This window comes from Streptomyces sp. NWU339 (assembly GCF_003143855.1).
Lineage (GTDB): Bacteria > Actinomycetota > Actinomycetes > Streptomycetales > Streptomycetaceae > Streptomyces.
The window spans coordinates 121,929-141,373 of the sequence record NZ_QFRK01000013.1 but is presented as its reverse complement, the minus strand read 5'-3'; the positions used below and the strand labels follow the sequence as shown (position 1 = coordinate 141,373).

Annotated in this window: 17 protein-coding genes; 15 read left to right on the top strand and 2 right to left on the bottom strand. The window is 70.9% G+C overall.

The genetic code is table 11. The features are described from left to right. Positions 1–51: 51 nt before the first annotated feature. Positions 52–2,247, bottom strand: coding sequence for an elongation factor G-like protein EF-G2 (locus DIZ27_RS18230; protein ID WP_109379489.1), 2,196 nt, complete (start codon positions 2,245–2,247; stop codon positions 52–54). A 311-nt stretch (positions 2,248–2,558) separates the two neighbouring features. Between DIZ27_RS18230 and pgsA the strand changes: the two genes are divergently transcribed. The 15 genes from pgsA (at position 2,559) to DIZ27_RS18155 (ending at position 18,086) form a co-directional block, all read left to right on the top strand. Then, on the top strand, positions 2,559–3,290 hold the full coding sequence (pgsA, locus tag DIZ27_RS18225) for a phosphatidylinositol phosphate synthase (protein WP_258308429.1): 732 nt from the start codon (positions 2,559–2,561) through the stop codon (positions 3,288–3,290). Beyond that, positions 3,287–4,198: a phosphatidylinositol mannoside acyltransferase gene (locus DIZ27_RS18220; protein WP_109379488.1), complete on the top strand. Its 912-nt coding sequence runs from the start codon at positions 3,287–3,289 to the stop codon at positions 4,196–4,198. Before pgsA ends, DIZ27_RS18220 begins: the two co-directional genes overlap by 4 nt. After that, positions 4,195–5,358, top strand: coding sequence for a glycosyltransferase family 4 protein (locus DIZ27_RS18215; protein WP_109379487.1), 1,164 nt, complete (start codon positions 4,195–4,197; stop codon positions 5,356–5,358). Before DIZ27_RS18220 ends, DIZ27_RS18215 begins: the two co-directional genes overlap by 4 nt. 83 nt (positions 5,359–5,441) lie before the next feature. Then, on the top strand, positions 5,442–5,984 hold the full coding sequence (locus DIZ27_RS18210) for a hypothetical protein (RefSeq protein WP_109379486.1): 543 nt from the start codon (positions 5,442–5,444) through the stop codon (positions 5,982–5,984). 189 nt (positions 5,985–6,173) lie between these two features. After that, the gene (pdxS, locus tag DIZ27_RS18205; protein WP_109379485.1) at positions 6,174–7,085 is read left to right on the top strand and encodes a pyridoxal 5'-phosphate synthase lyase subunit PdxS; all 912 of its coding nucleotides are present in this window, start codon (positions 6,174–6,176) and stop codon (positions 7,083–7,085) included. A gap of 2 nt (positions 7,086–7,087) precedes the next feature. Continuing rightward, positions 7,088–7,693: a pyridoxal 5'-phosphate synthase glutaminase subunit PdxT gene (gene pdxT / locus DIZ27_RS18200; RefSeq protein WP_109379484.1), complete on the top strand. Its 606-nt coding sequence runs from the start codon at positions 7,088–7,090 to the stop codon at positions 7,691–7,693. A gap of 78 nt (positions 7,694–7,771) precedes the next feature. Beyond that, positions 7,772–8,524 (top strand): YebC/PmpR family DNA-binding transcriptional regulator, encoded by a 753-nt coding sequence (locus tag DIZ27_RS18195; protein WP_109379483.1) that lies wholly within the window; start codon positions 7,772–7,774, stop codon positions 8,522–8,524. A 203-nt stretch (positions 8,525–8,727) separates the two neighbouring features. After that, entirely contained in the window at positions 8,728–9,285 is a 558-nt protein-coding gene (gene ruvC, locus DIZ27_RS18190; protein WP_109379482.1) for a crossover junction endodeoxyribonuclease RuvC, read from the top strand. After that, a complete protein-coding gene (ruvA, locus tag DIZ27_RS18185) occupies positions 9,282–9,890 on the top strand; it encodes a Holliday junction branch migration protein RuvA (RefSeq protein ID WP_109379481.1) in 609 nt (202 codons plus the stop codon). Before ruvC ends, ruvA begins: the two co-directional genes overlap by 4 nt. 104 nt (positions 9,891–9,994) lie before the next feature. Then, a complete protein-coding gene (ruvB, locus tag DIZ27_RS18180) occupies positions 9,995–11,065 on the top strand; it encodes a Holliday junction branch migration DNA helicase RuvB (protein ID WP_109379480.1) in 1,071 nt (356 codons plus the stop codon). 165 nt (positions 11,066–11,230) lie between these two features. After that, positions 11,231–11,740, top strand: coding sequence for a preprotein translocase subunit YajC (gene yajC, locus DIZ27_RS18175; protein ID WP_109379479.1), 510 nt, complete (start codon positions 11,231–11,233; stop codon positions 11,738–11,740). Positions 11,741–11,868: 128 nt separating this feature from the next. After that, the gene (secD, locus tag DIZ27_RS18170) at positions 11,869–13,659 is read left to right on the top strand and encodes a protein translocase subunit SecD (RefSeq protein WP_109379478.1); all 1,791 of its coding nucleotides are present in this window, start codon (positions 11,869–11,871) and stop codon (positions 13,657–13,659) included. 3 nt (positions 13,660–13,662) lie between these two features. After that, positions 13,663–14,781 (top strand): protein translocase subunit SecF, encoded by a 1,119-nt coding sequence (secF, locus tag DIZ27_RS18165; protein ID WP_109379477.1) that lies wholly within the window; start codon positions 13,663–13,665, stop codon positions 14,779–14,781. Continuing rightward, positions 14,778–15,326 (top strand): adenine phosphoribosyltransferase, encoded by a 549-nt coding sequence (locus DIZ27_RS18160; RefSeq protein WP_109379476.1) that lies wholly within the window; start codon positions 14,778–14,780, stop codon positions 15,324–15,326. Before secF ends, DIZ27_RS18160 begins: the two co-directional genes overlap by 4 nt. A 195-nt stretch (positions 15,327–15,521) precedes the next feature. Continuing rightward, positions 15,522–18,086, top strand: coding sequence for a bifunctional (p)ppGpp synthetase/guanosine-3',5'-bis(diphosphate) 3'-pyrophosphohydrolase (locus tag DIZ27_RS18155; RefSeq protein ID WP_109379475.1), 2,565 nt, complete (start codon positions 15,522–15,524; stop codon positions 18,084–18,086). 105 nt (positions 18,087–18,191) lie between these two features. Here DIZ27_RS18155 and DIZ27_RS18150 read toward each other — a convergent pair whose 3' ends face one another. Continuing rightward, positions 18,192–19,421, bottom strand: coding sequence for a DUF349 domain-containing protein (locus tag DIZ27_RS18150; protein WP_109379474.1), 1,230 nt, complete (start codon positions 19,419–19,421; stop codon positions 18,192–18,194). Between the last annotated feature and the right edge of the window lie 24 nt (positions 19,422–19,445).

Sequence of the window (19,445 nt, the reverse complement as noted above, 5' to 3'; positions counted from 1 at the left end):
CGAAGGCGTACGCGGGCGCCCGCGGGGCTTCCCCGCGGGCGCCCGGCGTCGTCAGGCGCTGCGGGCCTCCTCCCGCACCCGCTCCGCGACCTGCGGCGGCATCGGCTCGTGCCGCACGTACCGGCGGCTGAAGCGCGCGGTGCCGTGCGAGAGCGACCGCAGATCGACGCTGTACCGGCCGATCTCGATCTCCGGCACCTCGGCTCTGATGAGGGTGCGGCCACCCGCCGACTGCTCGGTGCCGAGCACCCGGCCGCGCCGGCCGGACAGATCGCTCATCACCGTTCCCACGTAGTCGTCGCCGACCAGGACGCTCACCTCGGCCACCGGCTCCAGGAGATGGATCCGGGCGTCCGCGGCCGCCTCCCGCAGCGCCAGCGCGCCCGCCGTCTGGAACGCCGCGTCGGAGGAGTCCACCGAGTGCGCCTTGCCGTCCAGCAGCGTCACCCGTACGTCGATCAGCGGGTGGCCGGCCGCGACGCCCTTGGCGGCCTGGGCCCGTACGCCCTTCTCGACGGACGGGATGAACTGCCGCGGCACCGAGCCGCCGACCACCTTGTCCACGAACTCGACGCCCGAGCCGCCCGGCAGCGGCTCCACCTCGATCTCGCAGATGGCGAACTGCCCGTGGCCACCGGACTGTTTGACGTGCCGCCCGCGTCCGGCCGCCCGGTCGCCGAACGTCTCCCGCAACGGCACCCGGTGGGCCACGACGTCCACCTGAACGCCGTACCGGCTGCGCAGCCGCTCCAGGGCCACGTCCGCGTGTGCTTCGCCCAGACACCACAGGACCACCTGGTGGGTGTCCTGGTTCTGCTCCAGGCGCATCGTCGGGTCCTCCGCCACGAGGCGGGACAGTCCCTGCGAGAGTTTGTCCTCGTCGGGTTTGCTGTGCGCCTCGATGGCCAGCGGCAGCAGCGGGTCGGGCATCTCCCAGGGTTCCATGAGCAGCGGGTCGTCCTTGGCGGACAGGGTGTCCCCGGTCTCGGCACGGCCCAGTTTCGCCACGCACGCCAGATCGCCCGCGATGACGTGCGACACCGGCCGCTGCTGTTTGCCGAACGGCGTGGACAGTGCGCCGATCCGCTCGTCGACATCGTGGTCCTCGTGGCCCCGGTCGGCCAGCCCGTGCCCGGAGACGTGCACCGTCTGGTCGGCGCGCAGGGTGCCGGAGAAGAGGCGGATCAGCGAGAGTCGGCCGACGTACGGGTCGGACGACGTCTTGACGACCTCCGCGACCAGCGGGGCGTCGGGATCGCACGGCTTCAGCTCGCGCGGTGTGCCGTCGACCGTGGTCACCTGCGGTGTGACGTGCTCCAGCGGGGTCGGGAAGCCGCCGGTGATCAGCCCCAGCAGTTCGACGGTGCCGAGGCCCTGGCGGGCGCCCTCGGCCGCGGGAGCGGCGGCCAGGACGGGGAAGAAAGCACCTCGCGCGACGGCGCGTTCCAGGTCCTCGATCAGCGTCTCGACGTCGCACTGCTCGCCGCCGAGGTAGCGGTCCATGAGGGTCTCGTCCTCACTCTCCGCGATGATCCCCTCGATCAGCCGGTTGCGTGCCTCCTCGATCAGCGGCAGCCGGTCCGGGTCGGGCTCGGACTCCTCGCGTTCCCCGGAGGAGTAGTCGAACAGTTTCTGCGTCAGCAGGCCGATCAGCCCCGTCACGGGCGCGTGCCCGTCGGGCCCCGCAGGGCCGTGCAGGGGCAGGTACAGCGGCAGCACGGCGTCGGGGTCGTCCCCGCCGAACGCCTCCGCGCAGACGCGCGTCATCTCCTGGAAGTCCGCGCGCGCCGCTTCCAGGTGCGTGACGACGATGGCCCGGGGCATGCCGACGGCCGCGCACTCGTCCCACACCATCCGGGTCGAGCCGTCCACGCCGTCGGAGGCCGAGACGACGAAGAGGGCCGCGTCCGCCGCTCGCAGACCGGCCCTGAGTTCACCGACGAAATCGGCGTATCCGGGGGTGTCCAGCAGGTTGATCTTGATGCCGTCCCATTCGACGGGCACCAGGGAGAGCTGTACCGAGCGTTGCTGCCGGTGCTCGATGTCGTCGTAGTCGGAGACGGTGCCGCCGTCCTCCACCCGGCCCGCCCGGTTCACCGCTCCCGCGGTCAGCGCGAGAGCCTCCACCAAGGTCGTCTTGCCCGACCCGGAGTGGCCGACCAGCACCACATTCCGTACGGACGTGGGGTGGTCGGCCGCCTGTGCCCTTCCGGCGGCTCCGGGGTGTGTGTGCGCCTTGTCGCCCATGGTCCTGCCTCCCGTGCACGGTGAGGTCACTGTGGGCGCGGACACGCGGAATCCTCCCCCGGGTACTCGCCCGGGGGCACCCCGAGCGGTGACGGCTCCGGCGACGCCCGCGGTCCTTCGAGCTTTGCACTCCCGTCACGGTGCGTCCATACGAGGGACGTGATCCCGTCCCCCGGCCGGCCACCACGTGCGCCGCCGGCCTGCGCACCGGACGTTCGGGTGCCCGGCCGACGGCGGTACGCGCGCGTGACTACGATGGGCCAGCCGGTGGCCAGCAGGGCCACGCGGCCACACCGACCGTCGGGAAGGCCATGCTGAACAAGTACGCGCGTGCATTCTTCACGCGTGTCCTCACGCCGTTCGCCGCGTTTCTCATCCGGCGGGGGGTCAGCCCGGACACGGTCACGCTCATCGGCACCGCGGGTGTGGTCGCGGGCGCGCTGGTCTTCTACCCCATGGGCGAGTTCTTCTGGGGCACGGTCGTCATCACGCTGTTCGTGTTCTCCGACCTCGTCGACGGCAACATGGCCCGCCAGCTGGGCCGCTCCAGCCGCTGGGGGGCCTTCCTCGACTCCACCCTCGACCGGGTCGCCGACGGGGCCGTCTTCGCCGGCTTCGCCCTCTGGTACGCGGGCGGGGGCGACGACCTCGTGCTGTGCGCCGTCTCGATCTTCTGCCTGGCCAGCGGCCAGGTGGTGTCGTACACCAAGGCGCGCGGTGAGTCGATCGGGCTGCCGGTCGCCGTGAACGGGTTGATCGAGCGGGCCGAGCGGCTGGTGATCTCGCTGGTCGCGGCGGGTCTGGCGGGCCTGCACGCGTTCGGCGTGCCCGGCATCCAGTACCTGCTGCCGATCGCCCTGTGGATCGTCGCCGTCGGCAGCCTGATCACGCTGATCCAGCGGGTCGTCACCGTACGCCGGGAGTCCGCCGAGGCCGAGGCCGCGGAACGGGGGACCGGGGCGGGGGAGGCAGGGGTGCGGGAGTCCGGGGCGCGGGAGACCGCCGAGGACCAGCAGACCCGGGGGAGCGAGACCGCGAAGTGAGCGTCCAGGAGCGGCTGACCGACGCCCTGTACGGCGCCGGCTGGGCCACCGTCAGGAAACTCCCCGAACCCGTCGCCGTACGGCTCGGCCGGAGCATCGCCGACCTGGCCTGGAAGCGGCGGGGCAAGGGCGTGCTGCGGCTGGAGAGTAACTACGCGCGCGTGGTGCCGGGCGCGGGCCCCGAGCGGCTCGCCGAACTGTCCCGCGCGGGCATGCGCTCGTACCTGCGGTACTGGATGGAGTCCTTCCGGCTGCCGGCCTGGAGCCGGGAGCGTATAGCGGGCTGCGTGGACGTCAAGGACATCCACCGTCTGACCGACGGCATGGCGGCCGGCAAGGGCGTCGTCCTGGCACTGCCGCACCTCGCCAACTGGGATCTCGCGGGCGCCTGGGTCACCACCGGGCTCGGCATCCCCTTCACCACCGTGGCCGAGCGCCTGAAGCCGGAGACGCTGTACGACCGGTTCGTCGCCTACCGTGAGGGCCTCGGCATGGAGGTGCTCCCGCACAGCGGCGGCAGCGCGTTCGGCACGCTGGCCCGGCGGCTGCGCGACGGGGGACTGGTCTGCCTGGTCGCCGACCGTGATCTGTCGGCCTCCGGCGTGGAGGTCGACTTCTTCGGCGAGACCGCGCGGATGCCGGCCGGCCCAGCCCTGCTCGCCCAGCAGACCGGCGCACTGCTGCTGCCGGCGACGCTCTGGTACGACGACTCGCCCGTGATGCGGGGGCGGGTCCATCCACCGGTCGGAATTCCCGAGTCGGGCACCCGCGCCGAGAAGACGTCCGTGATGACACAGGCGCTGGCCGACGCCTTCGCCACGGGGATCGCCGAGCATCCGGAGGACTGGCACATGCTGCAGCGCTTGTGGCTCAAGGACCTCGACCCCGCGCGGGAGGCGACCGCGTGAGAATCGGCATCGTCTGCCCGTACTCCTGGGACGTACCGGGTGGCGTCCAGTTCCACATCCGTGACCTGGCCGAGTACTTCATCCGGCTCGGCCACGAGGTGTCCGTCCTCGCCCCGGCCGACGACGACACCCCGCTGCCGCCGTACGTCGTCTCGGCCGGCCGAGCGGTGCCGGTGCCGTACAACGGCTCGGTGGCCCGGCTCAACTTCGGTTTCCTGTCGGCGGCCCGGGTGCGGCGCTGGCTGCACGAGGGCGCCTTCGACGTGATCCACATCCATGAGCCGACCTCGCCCTCGCTCGGCCTGCTGACCTGCTGGGCCGCCGAGGGACCCATCGTGGCCACCTTCCACACGTCCAACCCGCGCTCCAGGGCCATGATCGCCGCCTACTCCATCCTGCAGGCGGCCCTGGAGAAGATCAGCGCGCGGATCGCGGTGAGCGAGTACGCCCGCCGCACGCTCGTCGAACACCTCGGCGGGGACGCCGTGGTGATCCCGAACGGTGTGGACGTCGAATTCTTCGCCCGCGCCGAGGCCGATCCGCGGTGGCAGGGGGAGACGATCGGCTTCATCGGCCGTATCGACGAGCCCCGCAAGGGCCTCCCGGTGCTGATGCGGGCCCTGCCGAAGGTCCTCGCAGCCCGCCCGCGGGCGCGGCTGCTGGTCGCGGGACGCGGCGACGAGGAGGAGGCGGTCGCGAGCCTGCCCGACGGACTCCGTTCCCGGGTCGAGTTCCTCGGCATGGTCAGCGACGAGGACAAGGCCCGGCTCCTGCGCAGCGTCGACCTGTACGTGGCGCCCAACACCGGCGGCGAGAGCTTCGGCATCATCCTGGTCGAGGCGATGTCCGCGGGGGCGCCGGTGCTCGCCTCCGACCTGGACGCCTTCGCCCAGGTCCTCGACCGGGGGGCGGCGGGCGAACTGTTCCCCAACGAGGACGCCGACGCGCTGGCCGACGCCGCGATACGCCTCCTGGAGGACCCGGAGCGCCGCACGAAGCTGCGGGAACGGGGCAGCGCCCACGTCCGCCGCTTCGACTGGTCGACCGTCGGCGCGGACATCATGTCCGTCTACGAGACGGTGACCGCCGGCGCGGCCGCGGTGGCGGCGGACGACCGGACGACGAAGCGGTGGACACGCTTCGGTCTGACGCGGGACTGAGGCCGGGAAGGGCCTGACCCGACCCGTCGGTCGGGCTCCGGCCCGTCCGGGCCCGGATGCGGCTCCCGGTAGCCTTGCCGCCCGTGACCGCAACCCTCATCTGGATCCTTGTCGTCCTCGCCGCGATCGGCCTCTATCTGAGCTGGACGGCGGGGCGGCTGGACCGGCTGCACGCCCGGATCGACGCCGCCCGTGCCGCGCTGGACGCGCAGTTGCTGCGTCGCGCCTCAGTGGCGCAGGAACTGGCCACGTCGGGGGTGCTCGACCCGGCCGCCTCGATCGTGCTCTACGAGGCCGCGCACGCCGCGCGGCAGACGGTGGAGGAGCAACGGGAGGTCGCCGAGAGCGAACTGAGCCAGGCGCTGCGTGCCGTCTTCGCCGAGGCGCAGCAGGTGGACGCGGTCAGGGACGCGCCCGGGGGAGAGGAAGCGGCCCTGGAACTCGCCGAGGCGGTTCGCAGGGTGCCCATGGCACGGCGTTTCCACAACGACGCCGTACGGGCCGCACGGGCTCTGCGCCGGCACCGCAAGGTGCGCTGGTTCCGGCTGGCGGGGCACGCGCCGTTCCCGATGGCCTTCGAAATGGACGACGAACCCCCGGCCTCCCTGATGGAGCGGGCCGCGTAGCGCGGGCCCCGCCCGGGAGGACCAGGAGCCCGCCCGGAGCCGGTCACGCCGAGGGCCGTACCGGAGAGCCACCTGGAAGGAACCGCCCGGAAGGATCCACCACCTCATCATTGGCTCTTGCTGTGGACTGGTCCATTCACGTTTCCTCAGTGTTGTAGGAACCCCTTCTTCGCAACAGTGAGGTCATTCGTGTCCAGCACGCTCTCCGAAAACCAGGCTCCCGAGACCGGCACCGCCCGCGTGAAGCGCGGCATGGCCGAGCAGCTCAAGGGCGGCGTGATCATGGACGTCGTCACACCGGAGCAGGCGAAGATCGCCGAGGACGCGGGCGCCGTCGCCGTCATGGCCCTGGAGCGCGTGCCCGCCGACATCCGCAAGGACGGCGGTGTGGCACGCATGTCCGACCCGGACATGATCGACGGCATCATCGGGGCCGTCTCCATCCCGGTCATGGCCAAGTCCCGCATCGGCCACTTCGTCGAGGCCCAGGTCCTGCAGTCCCTCGGCGTCGACTACATCGACGAGTCCGAGGTCCTCACTCCGGCCGACGAGGTCAACCACTCCGACAAGTGGTCGTTCACCACCCCCTTCGTCTGCGGTGCCACCAATCTCGGCGAGGCCCTGCGCCGCATCGCCGAGGGTGCCGCGATGATCCGCTCCAAGGGCGAGGCCGGCACCGGCAACGTCGTCGAGGCCGTCCGTCACCTGCGCCAGATCAAGAACGAGATCGCCCGGCTCCGCGGCTTCGACAACCACGAGCTGTACGCCGCCGCCAAGGAGTTGCGCGCTCCGTACGAGCTGGTCAAGGAGGTCGCCGAGCTGGGCAAGCTGCCGGTCGTGCTGTTCTCCGCCGGCGGTGTCGCCACTCCCGCCGACGCCGCGCTGATGCGCCAGCTCGGCGCCGAGGGCGTCTTCGTCGGCTCCGGCATCTTCAAGTCCGGCGACCCGGCCAAGCGTGCCGCCGCCATTGTCAAGGCCACCACCTTCTACGACGACCCGAAGGTGATCGCGGAGGCGTCCCGCAACCTCGGTGAGGCCATGGTCGGCATCAACTGCGACACCCTTCCCGAGGCCGAGCGCTACGCCAACCGCGGCTGGTAGCCATGAGCGACGTCGTGACAGGCGTCCTGGCCCTCCAGGGCGACGTACGGGAGCACCTCGTCGCCCTGGCCGCAGCCGGTGCCGTGGCCAGGCCGGTGCGCCTGCCCGGCGAACTCGCCGAGGTCGACGGTCTGGTCCTGCCCGGTGGTGAGTCCACCACCATCTCCAAACTGGCCGTCCTGTTCGGCCTGATGGAGCCCCTGCGCGCACGCGTGCGCGCAGGCATGCCCGTCTACGGAACCTGCGCCGGGATGATCCTGCTCGCCGACAAGATCCTCGACCCGCGCTCGGGCCAGGAGACCGTGGGCGGGATCGACATGATCGTGCGCCGCAACGCCTTCGGGCGGCAGAACGAGTCCTTCGAGGCCGCGGTCGACGTCAAGGGAGTGGTGGGCGGCCCCGTGCACGGTGTCTTCATCCGCGCCCCCTGGGTCGAGTCCGTCGGAGCCGGAGCCGAGGTGGTCGCCGAGCACGACGGCCACATCGTCGCGGTCCGCCAGGGCAACGCCCTGGCCACGTCGTTCCACCCGGAACTGACCGGGGATCACCGTGTGCACGGCCTGTTCGTCACCATGACACGCGAGTGCCGGGCGGCCGACGCCTTGTAGGATTCCTGGGTACCTCCCGGGCTTTCGAGCCCTGGGGGAGTTTGTTGCAGGGATGGGTTACGCGAAGGAGAGAGTCAGATGGCCGGCCACTCCAAATGGGCCACGACGAAGCACAAGAAGGCCGTCCTCGATGCCAAGCGCGGCAAACTCTTCGCGAAGCTGATCAAGAACATCGAGGTCGCCGCGCGTATGGGCGGTGTCGATCTGGACGGCAACCCCACGCTCTACGACGCCGTTCAGAAGGCCAAGAAGCAGTCGGTGCCGAACAAGAACATCGACTCCGCCATCAAGCGCGGTGGCGGTCTCGAGGCCGGTGGCGCCGACTACGAGACAATCATGTACGAGGGCTACGGCCCGAACGGTGTCGCGGTGCTCATCGAGTGCCTCACCGACAACCGCAACCGCGCCGCCTCGGACGTGCGGGTCGCGATGACCCGCAACGGCGGCTCGATGGCCGACCCCGGCTCGGTGTCGTACCTGTTCAACCGCAAGGGCGTCGTGATCGTCCCCAAGGGTGAGCTGGCCGAGGACGACGTCCTCGCCGCCGTCCTGGAGGCGGGCGCCGAGGAGGTCAACGACCTCGGTGAGTCCTTCGAGGTGCTCAGCGAGGCCACCGACCTCGTCGAGGTCCGTACCGCACTGCAGGACGCGGGGATCGACTACGACTCCGCCGAGGCCAACTTCGTCCCGACCATGCAGGTCGAGCTGGACGAGGAGGGCGCCAAGAAGATCTTCAAGCTGATCGACGCGCTGGAGGACAGCGACGACGTGCAGAACGTCTTCGCCAACTTCGACGTGAGCGACGAGATCATGGAGAAGGTCGACGTGTGACGCGGCTGCGTGCGCGACGACTCCAGCGGGCCGGTGGGGGCACGCCCCCACCGGCCCGCAGCTCCTGTCAGTGGCAGCCGATAGCCTGACGTACGTCAAAGATCACCGTACGCGGGCCGTGACCCTCGATCGAGGAACCCCGGCGGCGATCAGCCAGGTCCGCGAGAGCGGCGGCGGATGAGCCGCGGAGAGGGGAGGCCGGCGTGCGAGTGCTGGGGGTCGACCCGGGGTTGACGCGGTGCGGTGTCGGGGTGGTCGAGGGGGTCGCCGGGCGACCGCTCACCATGCTCGGCGTCGGTGTCGTACGCACGCCCGCCGACGCCGATCTCGGAGACCGCCTCGTCGCCATCGAGCAGGGCCTGGAACAGTGGCTGGACGAACACCGGCCGGAGTTCGTCGCCGTCGAACGGGTCTTCAGCCAGCACAACGTCCGGACGGTGATGGGGACCGCCCAGGCGAGCGCCGTCGCCCTGCTGTGCGCCTCGCGCCGAGGCATCCCCGTCGCCCTGCACACGCCCAGCGAGGTCAAGGCCGCCGTGACCGGCTCCGGCCGCGCGGACAAGGCCCAGGTCGGCGCGATGGTCACCCGCCTGCTGCGGCTCGACGCGCCCCCGAAGCCCGCCGACGCGGCCGACGCCCTGGCTCTCGCCATCTGCCACATCTGGCGGGCCCCGGCCCAGAACCGGCTGCGTCAGGCGGTCGCCCTGCACGCCTCGCGCACACCCACAGCACCGAACTCACCGAAGGGGCGCTCCGCATGATCGCCTTCGTCAGCGGCCCGGTCGCCGCGCTCGCCCCCGACGCCGCGGTCGTCGAGGTCGGCGGCGTCGGCATGGCCGTCCAGTGCACGCCCAACACGCTGTCCGCGCTGCGCGTCGGCGCGCACGCCAGGCTCGCGACGTCCCTGGTCGTGCGCGAGGACTCGCTCACCCTCTACGGCTTCGCGGACGACGACGAGCGGCAGGTCTTCGAGCTGCTGCAGACCGCCAGCGGCGTCGGGCCGCGCCTGGCCCAGGCCATGCTCGCCGTGCACACCCCGGACGCGCTGCGGCGGGCCGTCGCGACCACCGACGAGAAGGCGCTCACCGCCGTGCCCGGCATCGGCAAGAAGGGCGCCCAGAAGCTGTTCCTGGAACTGAAGGACCGCCTCGGCGCACCGGTGGGCGCGGCGGCGGCCGCGGCCGGTCCCGGCACCACGGGCTGGCGCGACCAGCTGCACGCCGCCCTGATCGGCCTCGGGTACGCGACGCGCGAGGCCGACGAGGCGGTCGCCGCCGTCACTCCGCAGGCCGAGGCGGCCGAGGGCACCCCCCAGGTGGGCCCGCTGCTGAAGGCGGCTCTGCAGACCCTGAACCGCGCCCGGTAGTCCGGCCCACGGCCCACGGACCACCACCGCCAGATGCGGCACCCGGGCCGCCGGCCCTGACCGGAACACCCGCACGCCCGCCCCACCCCGGCTAGGAGACTTCAGTGAACTGGGACGACACGACCGACCCCGCCGCCGCGGAGCGGCTGGTGGGATCTGTCGCCGACGGGGAGGACCAGGCCGTCGAGGCCGCCCTGCGGCCCAAGGACCTGGACGAGTTCATCGGCCAGGAGAAGGTCCGCGAGCAGCTCGACCTGGTGCTGCGCGCCGCCCGCGCGCGGGGCGCCACCGCCGACCACGTGCTGCTGTCCGGGGCCCCCGGCCTGGGCAAGACCACCCTCTCGATGATCATCGCGGCGGAGATGGAGGCCCCCATCCGGATCACCTCCGGGCCCGCCATCCAGCACGCCGGCGACCTGGCGGCGGTCCTGTCCTCCCTCCAGGAGGGCGAGGTGCTGTTCCTCGACGAGATCCACCGGATGTCCCGGCCCGCCGAGGAGATGCTGTACATGGCGATGGAGGACTTCCGCGTCGACGTCATCGTCGGCAAGGGCCCCGGCGCGACCGCCATCCCCCTCGAGCTGCCCCCGTTCACCCTGGTCGGCGCCACCACCCGGGCGGGCCTGCTGCCGCCCCCGCTGCGCGACCGCTTCGGCTTCACCGCGCACATGGAGTTCTACGAGCCCACCGAGCTGGAGCGGGTCGTGCACCGCTCGGCGGGCCTTTTGGAGGTCGGGATAGAGGCCGACGGCGCCGCCGAGATCGCCGGCCGCTCGCGCGGCACGCCCCGCATCGCCAACCGCCTGCTGCGCCGGGTCCGCGACTACGCCCAGGTCAGGGCCGACGGGAGGATCACCCGGGAGATCGCCACGGCGGCCCTGGCGGTCTACGAGGTCGACGGCCGCGGCCTGGACCGGCTCGACCGCGCGGTGCTCGGCGCGCTGCTCAGGCTGTTCGGCGGCGGCCCGGTCGGCCTGTCCACGCTCGCCGTCGCGGTGGGCGAGGAACGTGAGACGGTGGAAGAGGTCGCCGAGCCCTTTCTCGTCCGGGAGGGCCTGCTCGCCCGTACCCCGCGCGGCCGGATCGCGACCCCGGCGGCATGGGCGCATCTCGGCCTCACCCCGCCCGGCTCCCGCGGAACCGGAAACGGACAAGGGGACTTGTTCGGGGCATGAGGGGGCCGGCACCGGCCGGGCCAGGAACCCCGGTGCCACGCTGAGCGTTGTTCCCTGCGCGCGGACTCGCCTAGACTCCGCCGGTGCCACCGCTTGTAGGCGGCATCACATACCCCCAACCAACAGGCCGTTCACCATCGCGGTCATGTGAAGGAAGTCCGACCCGTGAGTCTCCTGACCCTCCTCCCGTTCATTGTGCTCATCGGGGCCATGTTCCTGATGACCCGGTCGGCCAAGAAGAAGCAGCAGCAGGCCATCGATATGCGGAACCAGATGCAGCCGGGTTCCGGTGTCCGCACGATCGGGGGCATGTACGCCACGGTCAAGGAGGTCAGTGAGGACACGGTCCTCCTCGACGCCGGCCCCGGCGTGGAACTGCTGTTCGCGAAGAACGCCATCGGTGCCGTCCTGAGCGACGACGAGTACAACCACATCGTCCACGGTATCGAGCACGACCTGAAGTCCGACGCCGACGTCGTCCCCGACGACGCCTCCTCCCTCACCGAGACCGACGACTCCCCCGGCGCTGCCGCCTCCGACGACGCGCCGGTCGATTTCGGTAAGAAGGACGAGAAGGAAACGGCTGACACGGCCGACGAGCCGGCCGACGCCGCCGCCAAGGCGAAGACGGACGAGCAGCCGAAGAAGTCCGAGGGCGGTTCCGAGGCGAAGTAGTCGAGCCCCGGGGTGCGCGGGCACGCCCGCGCACCTTGGGACCCGCCCCGTTCGCACGGAATCCCCAGACCAGTCATGGCCGCCCGCCCATTGACCGGGCCCGAGGCGGCCCGAGAGGGAGTACGAAGGTGGCTGCACTCAAAAAGGGAAACAAGGCGAGCGTCACAAGCAAGCCGTGGCGCTCGCTCACCCTGATCCTGATCGCCATCGTGGCGCTCACCGGAGGCATGTTCGCCTCCGGGCACAGAACCCCGCGTCTGGGCATCGATCTGGCCGGCGGCACCAGCATCACGCTGGCGGCGGTCCCCGAGGCCGGCCAGGAATCCGCGATCAACCCGGCCAACATGGCAACCGCGGTCTCCATCATGGAACGTCGCGTCAACGGCCTCGGTGTCTCCGAGGCAGAGGTCCAGACGCAGGGCGACCGTAACATCATCGTCAACATTCCCAAGGGCACCAACTCCGAGCAGGCCCGGAAACAGGTCGGCACCACCGCCAAGCTCTACTTCCGTCCGGTCCTCGCGACCGAACTCGCCACCGGCGGGACCGCCCCCACGCCCCGCACCACCGGTGACGCCCCGAGCCAGGGCACCGGAGCGGACAAGGCCATCGACAAGGCGAGCGAGAAGGCCACGGACAAGACCACCGACGAGAGGTCTCCGTCCGCCTCCGCCAGCCCGTCGGCGAACCCCACCACCCAGGGACGCGCGGTCACCGACGCCCTGAAGGCCGACGCCAAGCCGTCGGCGGCCCCCAGCGGCCCGGCCGAGGGCAGGGCCACCCCCTCCCCGTCCGCCACGGGCGGTACGGACAGCAGGCTCCAGGCCCAGTACGCCGCGCTCGACTGCACCAAGGCGAGCGTCCGCGCCACCGCCGGAGACGGCGCCAAGTCCACCGACTCGACCGTGGCCTGCGGCCAGAACTCCCAGGGCCAGTGGCAGAAGTACATCCTCGGCCCCGCCGCCGTCGACGGCACGGACGTCGACCAGGCCAAGGCCGTCCTCAACACGCACTCCGGTGCCGGCTGGACCGTCACCATGGACTTCACGGACAAGGGCAGCAGCAAGTTCGCCGACATCACCGGCAAGCTGGCCCAGAACGCGCCCCCGCAGAACCAGTTCGCCATCGTCCTGGACGGCGAGGTCGTCTCCGACCCCTATGTCAACCAGGCCCTCACCGGCGGCAACGCGGAGATCTCCGGCAACTTCACGCAGAAGTCGGCCGAGGAACTCGCCAACATGCTGTCCTACGGCGCGCTGCCGCTGACGTTCCGCGAGGACAGCGTCACCACCGTCACCGCAGCGCTCGGCGGTGACCAGCTGCACGCCGGTCTCATCGCCGGCGCGATCGGCCTCGCCCTGGTCGTCCTGTACCTGCTGGTCTACTACCGCGGTCTGTCCTTCATCGCCGTCGCCTCGCTGCTGGTGTCCGCGTCCCTCACCTATGTGATCATGGCCCTGCTCGGCCCGACCATCGGCTTCGCGCTGAACCTGCCGGCCGTCTGCGGCGCCATCGTCGCGATCGGTATCACGGCGGACTCATTCATCGTCTACTTCGAACGCGTGCGGGACGAGATCCGTGAGGGCCGCACCCTGCGCCCCGCCGTGGAGCGGGCCTGGCCGCGCGCCCGGCGCACCATCCTGGTCTCCGACTTCGTCTCGTTCCTCGCCGCCGCGGTGCTCTTCGTCGTCACCGTCGGCAAGGTCCAGGGCTTCGCGTTCACGCTCGGCCTGACCACGGTGCTCGACGTCGTGGTGGTGTTCCTGTTCACCAAGCCGCTGCTGACGCTGATGGCCCGCCGGAAGTTCTTCGCGAGCGGTCACAAGTGGTCCGGTCTCGATCCGAAGGCCCTGGGAGCGAAGCCGCCGCTGCGCCGCACCCGCCACCACTCCGCCCCCTCCCACCCGAAGGAGGCGTGAGAGATGTCGAAGCTCGGTGGTCTCGGCGCCCGACTGCACCACGGTGAGGTCGGCTACGACTTCATCAAGAGCCGCAAGATCTGGTACGGCATCTCCATCCTGATCACCGTCCTGGCCATCGTCGGCCTGGCGGTGCGCGGCCTCCACATGGGCATCGAGTTCCAGGGCGGGGCGGTCTTCACCACCCCGAAGAACATGAGCGCCTCGGTCGCCCAGGCCGAGACCTACGCGGAAGAGGCCTCCGGCCACGACGCCATCGTCCAGAAGCTCGGTGACGGCAGTCTGCGCATCCAGATCACGGCCATCGACACCGGTGTCTCGGGCAAGATCAAGACGGAGCTCTCCCAGGACCTGAAGGTCAGTCCCGAGCAGATCAACGCGGACCTGGTCGGTCCCAGCTGGGGCGAGCAGATCGCCAACAAGGCCTGGCTGGGCCTCGGCATCTTCCTGTTCCTGGTCGTGATCTATCTGGCCATCGCCTTCGAGTGGCGCATGGCCGTCGCCGCGTTCATCGCGCTGATCCACGACATCACCATCACCGTCGGCATCTACGCCCTCGTGGGCTTCGAGGTCACCCCGGGTACGGTGATCGGGCTGCTGACCATCCTCGGCTACTCTCTCTACGACACGGTCGTGGTGTTCGACAGCCTCAAGGAACAGACCCACGACATCACCAAGCAGACCCGCTGGACCTACAGCGAGATCGCCAACCGCTCCATCAACGGCACGCTGGTCCGCTCCGTCAACACCACGGTGGTCGCGCTGCTGCCGGTGGGCGCCCTGCTGTTCATCGGCGGCGGAGTCCTCGGCGCCGGCATGCTGAACGACATCTCGCTGTCGCTGTTCGTCGGTCTCGCCGCCGGTGCGTACTCCTCGATCTTCATCGCCACGCCGCTCGTCGCCGACCTCAAGGAGCGCGAGCCGTCGATGCGGACCCTGAAGAAGCGTGTCCTGGCCAAGCGGGCCCAGGGCACGGACACGGGCGAGCCGGCCGAGAACCGGGTGCCCGACGACAGCCACGACGACGGGCCGGCGGACGCCGTTCCCGCCGTCGTGGGACCACGCCATCAACCCGCGTCCCGCAACCGCGGTCGCGGCCGACCCCCAGGAAAACGCAGATGACCGAAACAACCGACGCCTCCGCACTGCTGCTGAGCCGTATCCGGGACGTCGAGGACCACCCGGAGCCGGGTGTGATGTTCAAGGACATCACCCCGCTCCTGGCCGACCCCAAGGCGTTCGCCGTGCTCAGCGACGCCCTCGTCGGGATCGCCGAAGCCACCGGCGCCACCAAGGTCGTCGGCCTGGAGGCCCGGGGCTTCATCCTCGGCGCCCCGGTCGCCGTCCAGGCCGGCCTCGGGTTCATCCCCGTGCGCAAGGCGGGCAAGCTCCCCGGAGCCACCCTCAGTCAGGCGTACGACCTGGAGTACGGCTCCGCCGAGATCGAGGTGCACGCCGAGGACCTGACCGCCGCCGACCGCGTCCTGGTGATCGACGACGTGCTCGCCACCGGCGGTACCGCCGAGGCGTCGGTGCGGCTCATCCGCAGGGCCGGCGCCGAGGTCGTGGGCCTCGCCGTGCTGATGGAACTCGGTTTCCTCGGCGGCCGGGCCCGGGTGGAGCCGGCCCTGGCCGGTGCCCCGTTGGAGGCGCTTCTCACGCTCTGAGCGGCGACGCGGGACGCGCGTGGAGCGCGGCGGACACCGCACGGGGCGGGCACCGGAGGAATCCGGTGCCCGCCCCGTGCGTTTCACGGGTAGACGGTCCTCACACCGGTCCGCAGGAGAGCCATCGGCCGGGGATGGCTACCATGGGGGCTCCGGAGCCTGCCGGGGGACCCGGAAAGCGCACGAGGAGTCCTCTTGCCAGACGAGGCCCAGCACCTGACCGCAGACAAGCCCAAGTCCGACTCGGCTGCGGCGGCCAAGCCCGCGCCCAGCACGCCCTACGCGAAGAACGACACGCGCGGGCCGGTCCAGCACGCCCAGGCCTTTGCCGCGGACAAGCCCGAGCAGCCGCGTCCCAAGCCCGCCCCCCCTCTCGACTCCGCTCGAGCGGGGGGACCGCCCGAGCGCTCCGCCCCCATGGTCCGCCCGAACACCGGACAGCCCGCCCGCTCCGGCTCCTCCAACCGCGTCCGCGCCCGGCTGGCCCGACTCGGTGTGCAGCGCGCCAACCCGTACAACCCGGTGCTGGAACCGTTGCTGCGGATAGTCCGCAGCAACGACCCCAAGATCGAGAACGCCACGCTCCGCCAGATCGAGAGCGCCTACCAGGTCGCCGAGCGCTGGCACCGCGGCCAGAAGCGCAAGAGCGGCGACCCGTACATCACGCATCCGCTCGCCGTGACCACGATCCTCGCCGAACTGGGCATGGACCCGGCCACCCTGATGGCCGGCCTGCTGCACGACACGGTGGAGGACACCGAGTACGGCCTGGAGCAGCTCCGCCGCGACTTCGACGACACCGTCGCCCTGCTGGTCGACGGCGTCACCAAGCTGGACAAGGTCAAGTTCGGCGAGGCCGCGCAGGCCGAGACCGTGCGCAAGATGGTCGTCGCCATGGCCAAGGATCCCCGCGTCCTGGTCATCAAGCTCGCCGACCGCCTGCACAACATGCGCACCATGCGCTACCTCAAGCGCGAGAAGCAGGAGAAGAAGGCGCGCGAGACCCTGGAGATCTACGCGCCGCTCGCCCACCGGCTGGGCATGAACACCATCAAGTGGGAGCTGGAGGACCTCGCCTTCGCGATCCTCTACCCCAAGATGTACGACGAGATCGTCCGCCTGGTCGCCGAGCGCGCCCCCAAGCGCGACGAGTACCTCGCCGTCGTCACCGACGAGGTGCAGCAGGACCTGCGGGCCGCACGCATCAAGGCCACCGTCACCGGCCGCCCCAAGCACTACTACAGCGTCTACCAGAAGATGATCGTCCGCGGCCGGGACTTCGCGGAGATCTACGACCTGGTGGGCATCCGCGTCCTCGTGGACACCGTCCGCGACTGCTACGCGGCCCTCGGCACGGTGCACGCGCGATGGAACCCGGTCCCCGGCCGGTTCAAGGACTACATCGCGATGCCCAAGTTCAACATGTACCAGTCGCTGCACACGACGGTCATCGGCCCCGGCGGCAAGCCCGTCGAGCTCCAGATCCGCACCTTCGACATGCACCGCCGAGCCGAGTACGGCATCGCCGCGCACTGGAAGTACAAGCAGGAGGCCGTCGCCGGCGCCTCCAAGGTCCGCACGGACGTGCCCAAGGCAGCGGGCAAGGCCGGCAAGGACTCCGCCGCCGTCAACGACATGGCGTGGCTGCGGCAGCTCCTCGACTGGCAGAAGGAGACCGAGGACCCCGGGGAGTTCCTGGAGTCGCTGCGCTTCGACCTGTCCCGCAACGAGGTCTTCGTCTTCACGCCCAAGGGCGACGTCATAGCGCTCCCCGCCGGTGCCACCCCGGTGGACTTCGCGTACGCGGTCCACACCGAGGTCGGCCACCGCACCATCGGGGCGCGGGTCAACGGCCGTCTCGTACCGCTCGAGTCGACCCTGGACAACGGTGACCTGGTGGAGGTCTTCACCTCCAAGGCGGCCGGCGCGGGCCCCTCCCGGGACTGGCTCGGCTTCGTGAAGTCGCCGCGCGCCCGCAACAAGATCCGCGCCTGGTTCTCCAAGGAGCGCCGCGACGAGGCCATCGAGCAGGGCAAGGACTCCATCGTCCGTGCGATGCGCAAGCAGAACCTGCCGATCCAGCGCATCCTCACCGGCGACTCGCTGGTCACGCTGGCGCACGAGATGCGTTACTCGGACATCTCCGCGCTCTACGCGGCGATCGGCGAGGGCCATGTCGCCGCGCAGAACATCGTCCAGAAGCTGGTGCAGGCCCTCGGCGGGGAGGAGGCGGCCACCGAGGAGATCGACGAGTCGGTGCCGCCGGCCCGCGGCCGCGGTCGCAAGCGCCGCACCAGCGCCGATCCCGGAGTCGTCGTCAAGGGCGTCGACGACGTCTGGGTCAAGCTGGCCCGCTGTTGTACGCCGGTCCCCGGTGACCCGATCATCGGTTTCGTGACCCGCGGCAGCGGTGTCTCGGTCCACCGCAGCGACTGCGTGAACGTCGACTCGCTGTCCCGGGAGCCCGAGCGCATCCTCGAGGTGGAGTGGGCGCCCACCCAGTCCTCGGTCTTCCTGGTCGCCATCCAGGTCGAGGCGCTGGACCGCTCCAGGCTGCTGTCGGACGTCACGCGCGTGCTGTCCGACCAGCACGTCAACATCCTCTCCGCGGCCGTCCAGACCTCCCGCGACCGTGTCGCCACCTCCCGCTTCACCTTCGAGATGGGCGACCCGAAGCACCTCGGGCACGTCCTGAAGGCGGTACGGGGCGTGGAGGGCGTCTACGACGTGTACCGGGTGACCTCGGCCCGCAACCGGTAGCCCCGCCGCCGTGCACGGCACGCAGGCCACGGAGCACGAAGCACACGGAAGAGGGGCTCCCGTACACCCGGTACGGGAGCCCCACTCAGCGCGCGGCGACCGTCGTCAGCCGCCGAACTCCTGCAGCCCCTTCAGCGCCTGGTCCAGCAGCGCCTGGCGGCCCTCCAGCTCCCGCTCGAGCTTCTGGGCCCTGGCCTCGTTGCCCTGCGTCCGCGCCTGCTCGATCTGGCCCCTCAGCTTGTCCACGGCGGCCTGGAGCTGACCGGTCAGGCCCTCGGCACGCGCGCGCGCCTCCGGGTTGGTCCGGCGCCACTCGGCCTCCTCGACCTCCTGCATGGCCCGCTCCACGGTCTGCATCCGGCCCTCGACCTTCGGCCGGGCGTCCCGCGGCACATGGCCGATGGCCTCCCAGCGCTCGTTGAGCGCGCGGAACGCGGCACGGGCGGCCTTCAGATCCGTGATCGGCAGGAGTTTCTCGGCCTCCTCGGCCAGCTCCTCCTTGAGCTTGAGGTTCTCCGCCTGCTCCGCGTCACGCTCGGCGAAGACCGAGCCGCGGGCGGCGAAGAAGACGTCCTGGGCGCCGCGGAAGCGGTTCCACAGGTCCTCCTCGTGCTCGCGCTGGGCGCGGCCCGCGGCCTTCCACTCCGCCATCAGGTCCCGGTAGCGTGCCGCCGTCGCGCCCCAGTCCGTCGAGTCCGACAGCGCCTCCGCCTCGGTGACCAGACGCTCCTTGGTCTTGCGGGCCTCCTCGCGCTGCGCGTCCAAGTGCGCGAAGTGCTGCTTGCGCCGCTTGGAGAACGCCGACCGGGCGTGCGAGAAGCGGTGCCACAGCTCGTCGTCGGACTTGCGGTCCAGCCGGGGCAGCCCCTTCCAGGTGTCCACCAGCGCCCGCAGCCGCTCACCGGCCGCCCGCCACTGGTCCGAGCCCGCCAGCTCCTCCGCCTCGGCGACCAGCGCCTCCTTGGCCTGACGGGCCTCGTCGGACTGTTTCGCCCGCTGCGCCCTGCGCTCCTCGCGCCGCTTGTCCACCAGCTCCACGAGCTTGTCCAGACGCACGCGCAGGGCGGCCAGATCACCGACCGCGTGATGGGCGTCGACCTGCTCCCGCAGGTGCTCGACCGCCGTCATGGCGTCCTTCGAGGACAGGTCGGTGGTCTTCACGCGCTTCTCGAGGAGGCCGATCTCGACAACCAGGCCCTCGTACTTGCGTTCGAAGTAGGCCAGTGCCTCCTCGGGGGAGCCCGCCTGCCAGGAACCGACGACCTGCTCTCCGTCGGCCGTACGCACGTACACGGTGCCCGTCTCGTCGACGCGGCCCCACGGGTCGCTGCTCACAGCGCCTCCTCCACATGATGCCTG

Bases quoted from the DNA above. Each gene is read 5' to 3' on its own strand.
- DIZ27_RS18230 (WP_109379489.1), bottom strand. From the start codon at position 2,247: ATGGGCGACAAGGCGCACACACACCCCGGAGCCGCCGGAAGGGCACAG.
- pgsA (WP_258308429.1), top strand. From the start codon at position 2,559: ATGCTGAACAAGTACGCGCGTGCATTCTTCACGCGTGTCCTCACGCCG.
- pdxT (WP_109379484.1), top strand. From the start codon at position 7,088: ATGAGCGACGTCGTGACAGGCGTCCTGGCCCTCCAGGGCGACGTACGG.
- DIZ27_RS18195 (WP_109379483.1), top strand. From the start codon at position 7,772: ATGGCCGGCCACTCCAAATGGGCCACGACGAAGCACAAGAAGGCCGTC.
- ruvA (WP_109379481.1), top strand. From the start codon at position 9,282: ATGATCGCCTTCGTCAGCGGCCCGGTCGCCGCGCTCGCCCCCGACGCC.
- secF (WP_109379477.1), top strand. From the start codon at position 13,663: ATGTCGAAGCTCGGTGGTCTCGGCGCCCGACTGCACCACGGTGAGGTC.
- DIZ27_RS18160 (WP_109379476.1), top strand. From the start codon at position 14,778: ATGACCGAAACAACCGACGCCTCCGCACTGCTGCTGAGCCGTATCCGG.